Source organism: Thermoplasma sp., from assembly GCF_023256435.1.
Taxonomy (GTDB): domain Archaea; phylum Thermoplasmatota; class Thermoplasmata; order Thermoplasmatales; family Thermoplasmataceae; genus Thermoplasma.
In genome coordinates this window covers 1-10,627 of sequence record NZ_JAGDXM010000020.1, presented here as the reverse complement: position 1 = coordinate 10,627, position 10,627 = coordinate 1, and the positions used below count along the sequence as shown (strand labels likewise).

Here is a 10,627-nt window from a genome sequence, read left to right as displayed (position 1 = left end):
TCCAGTAGGGTTCAGGTCTGAAGCTTATGATCTCCCTCTCTCTGTCGACTATTATGGCTAGAGTCGGTGTCTGAACTCTTCCTGCTGAGAGGAAGGATCTGCCGAGTCTGCCTGTGGTGACTGAGAAGAACCTGGTCAGGACGGATCCCCATATGAGATCGATGGATTCCCTGGCATCAGCTGCATCAGCCAGGCTGTAATTCACCCCTATGAGATTTTTAAAGGAATCCATTATCTCGTTTCTCGTCAGAGCGCTGAACTTGGCCCTCTTAACAGACTCATCCCCATTCCTTATTATGTCGAGCGCCTCTACTCCTATCAGTTCCCCTTCTCTGTCATAGTCGGTTGCGATGACTATCTCGTGAACCTTTCCCCTGAATGAGGTGAGGGTCTGATAGGCTATCCTGTTCTTCACGTTCTTCACTATCTTCGCATCGATCAGATTTGAAAGATCTATCTTGCTCCAGTCGCTGTATCCGCTCTCAAAGTCAGCCTCCACAATGTGTCCGGAGAGTGGTATCAGGTACGTTTTCACTCCATCGTATTCAAATTCAAGATAGGATGTTCCTTTGGATCTGTGGGATTTGACGTTCCCGCCTGAGAGGAAATAGGCTATCCTCCTGCCTGCATCAGCCTTCTCTGCAATTATTATCCTTGAGCCATCCAATATATTACCTCTTTATTCTGAAGTCGGGAAACTCCGTATAGGGCAGGTCATAGACGTCATATCGTTTCACGACAGCATAGGGCATATCAGAAACACAGTAGTCTATCAGATCCATAACATTACGCAGTTCCCCTGAAAAGTACCCCTCAACTGATCCGTCTATCCTGTTCATCACCCAACCCTTCACGTTGAGTTCTATCGCCTTTGACAGGGTATTTGATCTGAAGTTTATGCCCTGAACCCTTCCATAGAATATTACCCGTCTAGTGACTAACATTACAAGACCTAATAGATCACAATGACTAATAGTTTTATGGTGGAACGCAGACGGGTGCTTACATACAGAACCCATCATACTATAAGCGAAATGGTTCAATTCCGTGCATGGCTTCTGTCTGTATCATGCATCAGAACCCATCATGCTTTCTGGCCCCGGCCTCATCGGCAGTATCCTATATCTGATTGTGAAGAAGGCGAGTGCGATGAATCCAATCAGCGTGTTGATGGCAAAGAAGGAATACGCGTCAAGCTTCATCGAATACTGAACTGCAAGAGAAAAGATGTCGGCGGATCCCACTATGATCCCTGTGAAGGCGAACGTTGATATAAACGCAATCTGGCCGCCGAAGGAATAGAAGTTCACGGTATCGGCGGTGTCCGGGATCTTACCGTAAAGCCTGTGCATGTTGTATATGATCGAAGAGACAAAATATAGTGCAGTATCCACCATTATGAAGAGGTAATACGGAGTGCCCATCAGGACCTTTATGCTTATCGTTATGAGCATCGAAACGTCTATGATCAGAAATATGAATGTGGGTGCGGCTATCTTCCACCTTATTATGCTGTTTCCGTCCAGCGGTAGCGACTTTATGAATGAAATGCCGTTACCCTCTATGACGAGAAAGAGTATGGAATAGAATGATGCAGTGACTATTACAAAAGCCACCATGGCGTTGTAAAGCGTCACTGGATCCACCCTTGTGGTCGGTGCGTAGAGAACCTCGGACATTATGGTTGGAAATACGAAGAATATGGGCATTATGAGAAGTATCAGGTTCTGCGACTTTCTCGAAGAAATCTTCAGATCCTTGGAGAAGAACGAGAATGGCCTGCTTCTCACCCTGGTTATTGTATGGACATAGGCTTTTCCGTAGGATCTGGATGCCGGCTCTATAAGCCTGTAGAAGGCACGCCTGTTAATATATACGAACGATAGGCCGATCAGGGCAGTATAGGATATTGAAATGAAGTATCCTGTGAGATGAGAATAGAAGCTATGGAAAAAGAACAGTGAATACTGTATATTGAATACCGGTACGAAATAGGAATATGGGTAAGGGAGTTTTGGTATCACTCCGTTAACCAGGTTCGCATTGTAGAGTATTATCTCAAATATTGCAAAGACAAATATGAGAAATATCACCCTGCCGGCATTTCTCAGGATACTGGACACTCTCGTACGCCTTCCGCCGATCCTGCTTCCGAAGGCTACGAACAGCGACGATCCGATGACGTATCCGAGGAGGATGGAGAAGAGGCCCCATATGGCGCCTACGATGAGTATGTAGATGCTGTTGAGGAGGAAGGCTGAGAGAAAGACTGCAGGAAGAACCGCAAAGAGCGAGGAACTGCCGGTGTATATGAACCATGAAACGGCTATAACATGATCCGGGAAATCGACAGGAAGCAGTCTTAGCGGATCAAGTATATGGTTTATGTTCACTGAAACGAAGAAGAGGAGCGAATTTGATATGTTTATGAAGAGAGAATATATGAAGAGCAGAAGAACAACGCTGGATAACGTGTATATCTCATGCGAGATGAGGCTTGGAGCAACAAGTATTAGAGAGAATATCATGAAGGACAGGGATGTGGCTCCGTATGATATGTTCACGAATCTCATTATATAACTCCCTTTGTTTCTGACTCTTGCCGTTCTTGACATGAAGGACGCTGAATTCTTAAGCGCAAGATAGCGTTCTTCAATCAGTATCCTTCTGGCAAGATAGAACAGCGTCTTAGTGTTCAATCTCATCCCTCAGGTATCTTGCGACATCCGGTACATCTTCAGCGTTTGTAAGTTTCAGAAATATCTCCTCAAGGTTCTGTGAAGGTTCATTTGCGGCACTTCTGAGATCCTCTATCGTGCCGTTGGCCACAATGCGGCCGTTATACAATATGGCAACATGGTCGCACAGAGATTCCGCTATCTCAAGTATATGAGTTGAAAATACGATTATTTTTCCATGATCGCGCATGTCGGTGAGAATGCTCTTGAACAGTTTTGCTGATCTGGGGTCGAGACCATTTATACCTTCATCGACTATCAGTATCTTCGGATCATGCATTATTGCCGATATTATGGCGATCTTCTGCCTGTTTCCGAAGGAGAGCGATCCGATGAAATCATTCATGTATTCAGAAACACCGAATGCATCGATCAGGGCATCTATCCTTCTCCTGAACGTGTTCTCATCTATGCGGCGTATGGACGCTATAAAGCTGAACAGTTCAGAAGGCGTCATCGATTCATATAAAATGGGAGTCTCCGGTACATATCCTGATATCGCCTTTATCTCCAGAGGATCTTTTATGCTGTCATAACCGCACACGTTTGCCTTGCCCCTGGTCTGCTTCAAAAGACCGAGAATTATCTTCATCATGGTTGTTTTGCCAGATCCGTTTGGGCCAAGCACACCATAGATGGTCCCTTCCGGTATCTCGAGCGATACATCGTCGAGGGCCAGTTTCTCGCCGTAACGCATAGAAATATTATCAAGCTTGATGGAACAGGTCATCGTATGTTCACAACAATAATAACAAAAGGACATTAATAAGTGTAGATGTGCATAAATGCCTTTTCGTTCTTGATCTGCGCTTTGTCAGCAGTCAATGCCTGAGATATGTATAGCATTTCATGAGGCGAAGCATTGTGATCAGCCACAGCCCTTGGAAATTTTCATATTATGGATATGTGGAGGAAGTAGTGGAATGAAAACCCAACCATGAATGTTATGAATGCAGCCAGCAGTGCAAGCAAAGATGCCCTTATGGCCATCTTGAATATGCCCACATTGATAGAGAGTGCCACAACGGCGTTTGTAAAACCCTGAACAAGAAACACAAGCACCACAGATAGCGCAAGTGCGATGTACTTCTGCAAGAATATGAACGGTATTATGGGTACCGCTGCGCCTATGATGTACGATATGCCCACATATATCGCTGATGTTTTGGACTCGCCCTTTATCGTCTTTATGTAATCGTGATCAACCTTTTGCCTTCTGAAAAGAATCTTTTTCTCTTCTTCAACAAGTTTGTACTCAGTCTCCGATTTCTTTGAAAGGTACGCACCGATGCTCATGCTTGCAGTACCGCTTATGCCAACAACCAGGCCGCCCAGCGCTATATCGATGTTGCTGACTATTATGGATGTCAGTCCGGCCAGCGCTGCCAAGACTTCAACAAGGCCATCGCTTATGCCGTATATCATATCCTTATTCCTCTCGATGGTGTCGCTGGATTTTTCCATGGCCTTCTCGAATATCTCCTCATGCTCTATCTCTTCATCCAGAATTTCCTGAAGCCTGCGCCTGAAATTCTCCTCAAGGCCAGGCCTCTTCAGATATTCGCTGTACACCCTCACGGTGGAGATCTCCCCATGTTCCAGGAGGCGGGCAGTGAGGAATAGCCCAAGGAAATGCCTCATGAATACAAGAAATGATACCTTTAACTTGTTGTACCTAGGTTCTGGCTTGACACCGGCCTTCTCAAGGTTCTGCTTCCAAAAATCAGAGTGCTCTTTCTCTATAGAGGAGAGCTTGGCCAGATTCTCCCTCAGATAATCGTCTTTTATCTTTCTTGATAGGACAGAATAGAAGGTCATATCGGTAAGCTCATCCCGGTAGAACTCTGACCATTGTTTCACATCGCTGTCCATATCTTATTATCGATATCTACCTTAAATAATTATCGTTTTTTCTAGGCTGGCTGTTGCATCGGAATAAGGTTATCCTCACATTTATTAAGTACGAAATTCGTATAAGGCATACGTTTTTCATTCAATAAAATATATATTATTACTCTTAATATTGTAACTATGATGCAGGAAGAGCTCAACGGAATTAAGATAAAGGTAACACCGCCGGGACCAGAGGCCAAGAAGATAATAGCGATGAACGATCAGTATCTTGCGAGAAGCACGCAGTCTTTGCCTGTAGTCGGTAAACTGGGCCGTGGGGTTTATGTTGAGGATGTGGACGGAAACGTCTACCTGGATTTCTCAAGCGGCATAAGCGTCACCAATCTCGGCCATGTGGATCCATACGTTACAGAGAAGGTTGAAGAGCAGCTCCACAAGATGTGGCATTTTCCAGGAACAGATTTCTATACAGAGATGCAGGTGCTGGCTGCGAAGTCGTTAATAGAGGTCACGCCAGGTAAATTCGAAAAGAGAGTTTTCTTTACAAATAGCGGTACAGAGAGTGTTGAGGCTGCGATAAAAGTTGCGAAATCCTACACTGGCAGAGGTATGTTCATAGGATTCATAGGGGCATTTCACGGAAGGACGCAGGGATCGCTGAGCTTCACGGCTTCAAAGCCAATTCATCACAGGGGCTTCTTCCCATCGATGCCGGGGGTTGAGCATGTACCTTTCCCGAATCCTTACAGAAACCCATTTGGTATTGATGGGTATGAGAACCCAGATGAACTTGTTAACAGGGTAATCGATTACATTGAGACGTATCTGCTCAAGACGTATGTACCGCCTGAAGATGTTGCAGGAATACTTGCAGAACCCGTTCAGGGTGAGGGTGGATACATCGTACCGCCGATGAACTTCTTCAAAGAACTCCGCAAATTGGCTGATAAATATAATATACCTCTGCTCATGGATGAGGTTCAGAGTGGATTTGGCAGGACAGGCAAATTCTTTGCGTCAGAGCACTTTGGAGTTGAACCGGACGTTATAACTCTTGCAAAGGCAATAGCGTCGGGCATACCGATGGGTGCTGTTGTAATGCGGAAGGAGATGAATTTCAAGGAAAGCGGCCTTCACTCCAACACGTTTGGAGGTAACCTGATAGCATCTGCTGCCTGCGTTGCAACCATAGATCAGATGAAGAAACTTAACGTGGTGGAGAATTCAGCAAAACAGGGCGCTTATCTCAGGAAGAGGCTTGAGGAACTTCAGTCAAAATACGATGCTATAGGTGACGTCAGAGGTCTTGGGCTTATGCAGGCGATAGACTTTGTGAAGGACAGGAGGACCAAGGAACCGAACAACAAGCTAAGGAACACGGTGATTGATAACGCCTTCAAGCTGGGCCTGATTCTGCTTTCGACCGGTACCAGTGCGATAAGAATAATACCTCCGCTCATAATAAAGGAGGATCAGATAGACGAAGGCGTAGACGTTCTAGACAGGGCAATAAAGCAGGCCCTGTGATGATTATATTACCTTTTTATTTATTATTTCAATGAATGATGATAGGGGAAGGCCGTCTTCCCATTTCATAACATAATTTCCTTCCCTAGTCTTTGCTATCTTGGGTATGATTTCGTACACCATGTTGAACCTTCCAACCGGTTTAGATTCAACAACAAATAACCTCCATGGATCTCCTTGCACATTCTTTATCCTGTAGGCATAGGTCAGGAATATTCCAGCTCTGATACACATATCATTTATTCTATTGGCCTGTTCCTGTTTTTTTCCGGATCCCTCGGAAAACATGAGGTACGGCCTAACAGACGACTTTACCTCTATGACCATGGAAAAATCATGCCTTATAGCTATCACATCAGCACCGAAGGAGCCAGCGGATCTTGTTACGTAGAACGGAGATTCTATCAGGGACATTATGGCATCTGATTTTTCGGGTATCTTACTGGCATATTTCCTCACAGCCTGTTCTTTTCCGCCCAGTATGTCCCTTATCTCGCGTTCATAGGTACTTGCATTCACCATTCCGTATGCCAAGTTTGAATTTAAAGGAAGATCACGGGGAGATTGAAATTCTATAAAAACATTTATGCGCATCGAATTTAACATAACCTTTCATGAGTATGGGAAATGTCTGTGAGGTATGCATTATTGTCAATGCAAATGACAGAAGAATGATATACAAAATTTTACGGGTTCTTTGATGTAGAGGTATCATCATGCTAAAACCATAACAAGCAGCGATGAAGACAGGGAGCATAAATGGAATAACATGAATTCAGATAAACTCCATAATATCGTAGACAAGCGGTTATCATGAATCTTTGAAAGTATCATCTGCTTAGTTGATATCGTTTTTACTTTGATGAGAAGCGCAAAGTTAAGTAAGATTCGGAGCGGCAGCCTGGCAGTGCCCGACCTCTGAGATGACTTTCTATAATTGTTGCCATCCGTATTCAAACAAACTGAAATAGGTGTTGTTGAGGGCATCATGTGCTATGGCAATGGGAAACGCTGAATTTGTATAAATGCAGAAGATGTATTGCATTATAATAACTTAGAAGTCCATTGAAAAATAGTTGACTAGATCTTGGTATCGTACCCGATTGGCATTTACGCATAGAAAACTGTCAATTTGAACCTCAGATCCATGTTTTGAGTGGTCAATAACTTAATGGACCATGTGCCTTCGGGAAAGTACAGGTTACTAGGGAATATTGTTGATATATCTATCCCAGGGCTGATTGTGAGTTTGTAACCAGGTCTATCATTTGGATAGTACTGCTCAACAAAGACATCAACACTCGAATTGTCCTCAAATGCAAAGACGATCTTATCGGAAGAAGCGTTGACTGTGAAATTATACCAATATGCCTGATCAGCAGTCAGTGGCAAGGTGCCATTGAACACCACGTCGCCACCAGCGGAACCTGTATTTATGGTAAGGATTGGGCCGGTAGTCTTTGTATTCGATATCTGGCTGTCTTCATCATTATTTAATGTGTGTATGAGTAACGCCAGAAGAATTATAATCACTATTATGGACAGCAACGTCTTTATTTTTTTCTCCAATCCATAACACCCCCTATGCTGGGCATGAAATACAAGATGAGAAGGATTATAATTACATACGATAGGAGCGCCCACAGGATCCACGCCGGAAAGTACTGGTTAGGGAGTGAAAAAAAGCCTCCGCCGGAGATTCTTACAGTTGTAAAGCCTAGATATGTGTCCGCCAATGATAGTGGGCTCCCTGGAAATAACACGGAGATTCCGGCATAGAGATATTTCACCGAGAGTGCGTCGTTCACGGAGATGAGGTATGGGTATATGTTAAATATTACAAGGTAAAAGATGACGCTTGATATTACTGAGGTGGATCTTTTCATAGAAATCCTAGAGAAGATGAGACCTACTAGAACCGGTGGCAGTATCGAGATAAACAGTATGGCGATATCCATCATGAACAGGCCTAGACTGAAACCTTCATCAATATAGGTCTTGGTATGGGTAAGGAATACGCTTGGTAGGCCTGAATATCCGAAGATGTAATTGTATATCAAATGATCTACCACAATCTCCACATGGTTAGATAGCATCCCGTAACGGATCAGGAGCATGAAAATGAAGCCGGCTACGGCTGTGACCGTCAATACGCCGGCAAATATTATATTAAAAATAAGGCGGGCAACATCTAGTCCGGTCGTATCATGTGTACTGGATCTTATCACGTCGTATGTTCCGTTTTCTTTTTCCTCAGATATGCTCAGTGATGGATATACCATGAAAAGTATAAAGAATGAAACGAAGGAACCTGAAAAGGTGGCGAGTGAGAACTGCAGGGGTATAGTCCTGTATATAGGCGTATTCCATGCAAGTTCTGCGGTTGAGACCATGGCGAGCAGAAAGGTGGCAAGTACCATCATGGGTGCTGCAGTAGATCGTTTCATCAGGATGAACTGTTTCTTGATTTCAGCTCTGAACTGTAACGCTAACGTCATTCAATACACCTCTATATATCTCTGCGATTGTTAAGTCCCTGAACTCCAGAACCCTTAAACCGCTATGAACCAGCATCGAGTTCAGATCTTCCTGCGTACTGCCGGCGCTGATCCTAACATACGGAAACCCAGATATATCGTACTTTAAGCCAAGTGATTTCAGCACCTCATCAACTTCTTCGTACGCTGCGGCAAACCTTACAACCTTCATCCCTTCCAGCGGAAGCTTTATCCTCCTTACAATTCTCCCGCTGTCGATCACGATCACCTCATCTGCTATGCTGTCTATGTACGATATGTTGTGGGAACTAAGTACCACAGCCTTGTTATGCTTCTTCATATCCCTGATCATGGCGACGATCTCCTCGCTTGAAGTCTGATCGACGCCATCAAACGGTTCATCAAATATAACGACATCAGGATTCTGCGCCATCGCTACGGCCACCGACAACTTCCTCCTCATACCCTTGGAGAGATGCGATGCCAGAACCTTGGAACTGCCCATAATGTTCAGCCTTGATAGTATACTCTCATAGTCAGAATGCCCTTCAGATATATCAGAGAAGAACTTCACGTTTTCCTCCACGGTTAGATTCGGGTATATACCCATATTCTCGGGGACGTATGAGACCCTCCCGTGCACAACCACCCTACCCTCGGTGGGTTTGAGCACATTCGCCATTATCTTCAACGCAGTGCTCTTTCCAGCGCCATTCCTTCCGATAAGGGCAAGGCACATGCCCTCTTGAAGCGTTACGCTGAACTCTTCCAAGGCCTTTTTGGTATTTCTGATTCCGTATCTCTTGCCAACGCTGGTCATCTCCAGCAACACATCGTTCATCTCATCACCATATTTTCACTGTCTGGCAGAGCTGACAAGACTTACAGTGCCGTTGTCAACCAATATGAAATCGCTTGGTAAGAAGAGGTGTGGAATACCATAACCTGCGCCAACAACCATAATCGCATACATTATGTAGTAGCCATTTGGCGCAGGCATGAAAGGTGGAGGGGTGGAGTTGTATACAGTTTCGTTCCAGTAAGCAACGGTCTTGGGATGCTCGTTTGATAGATAGAAGTGTACAATACCAGATAGATCAATGTTTGACATGCCTGGAGGGATTACTCCGGAGCTGCGATCCTTAGCATCAGTTATGTTCGGGCCGGCATATACTACATGTATCCCCTCAATGTATTGGGTCTCCGGAAATGTGAATTTGGTCAGGAAGTTTGTTGAATTTATTATAGCAGATATATAGAATGCCACTGAGCCGTTATTCAATGGCTTAACGCTAACATCTATGCCAATGTACGGCTGCGAATGCTCCTTGACATAGTCGTGATAATAGACGATGCCTGAAACGAGGACAATCAGCGCTATCAATACCGCAATTATTATTTTCCTAGGACTGGCCATTTTATACCTCCATATAAAATTTATAATGAAATATTGTCATTATATCATTGCTGTGTTGGAATCCCAAACGTATAGCCATTTTCAACCCAATAATAATGGGTAAACGCATTTAACCAGCCCCAATAATGAGCAAAATGACCGTCCTCCGTCAATGATACGTAGTCATATTTTTTCAGATGATCACCTGCTAACATGATCCGCAATATATATAATTATATTTTTTGAAATTATATTTCATGAATATAAATGATCTATCCGATTATTTGCATCTTATTGTGGCAAAACCTTGCAGAATTACAATATCTCACTATGCAAATTACGGAATTATGTCAATGACGTTCTACGAGGACCTCGTCAATAACGTATCCCTAAATTCTCAGTGTCTATAGGAAGAAGTATAAAAATTTAAAACATTGACTATCATGGATATATACTTGAGTATAGCATGCTTTCAGCGTATGCATATTGCACAACTGAATGAAGTGCCAGAAATCCTTAGGATCACGATGATCTTCATCTTAATTTAAAAGAGAAGTTTGGGATTTGAAGGAAGCTGTAAATCTCAACAGCTTTAGCGATGAGATACACGGACT

General features: G+C 43.8%; 11 protein-coding genes. 1 reads left to right on the top strand and 10 read right to left on the bottom strand.

Features of this window, described 5'->3' with window-relative positions; all coding sequences use genetic code 11:
• From Q0C15_RS02595 to Q0C15_RS02575, 5 genes are all read right to left on the bottom strand, one after another.
• The coding region (locus Q0C15_RS02595) for a DNA topoisomerase (protein ID WP_297215757.1) at positions 1-667 on the bottom strand (667 nt) is incomplete at its 3' end.
• A 4-nt stretch (positions 668-671) separates the two neighbouring features.
• The gene (locus tag Q0C15_RS02590) at positions 672-944 is read right to left on the bottom strand and encodes an acylphosphatase (protein ID WP_297215754.1); all 273 of its coding nucleotides are present in this window, start codon (positions 942-944) and stop codon (positions 672-674) included.
• 123 nt (positions 945-1,067) lie between these two features.
• A complete protein-coding gene (locus Q0C15_RS02585) occupies positions 1,068-2,699 on the bottom strand; it encodes a permease (protein WP_297215751.1) in 1,632 nt (543 codons plus the stop codon).
• The gene (locus tag Q0C15_RS02580; RefSeq protein WP_297215748.1) at positions 2,689-3,468 is read right to left on the bottom strand and encodes an ABC transporter ATP-binding protein; all 780 of its coding nucleotides are present in this window, start codon (positions 3,466-3,468) and stop codon (positions 2,689-2,691) included. The genes Q0C15_RS02585 and Q0C15_RS02580 overlap by 11 nt, the downstream gene beginning before the upstream one ends.
• A 161-nt stretch (positions 3,469-3,629) precedes the next feature.
• A complete protein-coding gene (locus tag Q0C15_RS02575) occupies positions 3,630-4,610 on the bottom strand; it encodes a VIT1/CCC1 family protein (RefSeq protein WP_297215744.1) in 981 nt (326 codons plus the stop codon).
• A gap of 159 nt (positions 4,611-4,769) precedes the next feature.
• On the opposite strand from Q0C15_RS02575, the gene Q0C15_RS02570 reads away from it, so the two are divergent.
• On the top strand, positions 4,770-6,119 hold the full coding sequence (locus Q0C15_RS02570; RefSeq protein ID WP_297215741.1) for an acetyl ornithine aminotransferase family protein: 1,350 nt from the start codon (positions 4,770-4,772) through the stop codon (positions 6,117-6,119).
• Between the two features lie 3 nt (positions 6,120-6,122).
• On the opposite strand, the gene Q0C15_RS02565 is transcribed toward Q0C15_RS02570, so the two are convergent.
• The 5 genes from Q0C15_RS02565 to Q0C15_RS02545 form a co-directional block, all read right to left on the bottom strand.
• Complete coding sequence (locus tag Q0C15_RS02565) at positions 6,123-6,653, bottom strand: hypothetical protein (protein ID WP_297215738.1); 531 nt, start codon at positions 6,651-6,653, stop codon at positions 6,123-6,125.
• A gap of 576 nt (positions 6,654-7,229) precedes the next feature.
• A complete protein-coding gene (locus Q0C15_RS02560) occupies positions 7,230-7,688 on the bottom strand; it encodes a hypothetical protein (protein ID WP_297215735.1) in 459 nt (152 codons plus the stop codon).
• Positions 7,673-8,617 (bottom strand): hypothetical protein, encoded by a 945-nt coding sequence (locus Q0C15_RS02555; RefSeq protein ID WP_297215734.1) that lies wholly within the window; start codon positions 8,615-8,617, stop codon positions 7,673-7,675. Before Q0C15_RS02555 ends, Q0C15_RS02560 begins: the two co-directional genes overlap by 16 nt.
• Positions 8,589-9,458, bottom strand: a complete 870-nt coding sequence (locus Q0C15_RS02550; protein WP_297215731.1) for an ABC transporter ATP-binding protein — start codon at positions 9,456-9,458, stop codon at positions 8,589-8,591. Before Q0C15_RS02550 ends, Q0C15_RS02555 begins: the two co-directional genes overlap by 29 nt.
• Positions 9,459-9,473: 15 nt before the next feature.
• A complete protein-coding gene (locus Q0C15_RS02545) occupies positions 9,474-10,034 on the bottom strand; it encodes a hypothetical protein (protein WP_297215728.1) in 561 nt (186 codons plus the stop codon).
• Positions 10,035-10,627 lie beyond the last annotated feature (593 nt).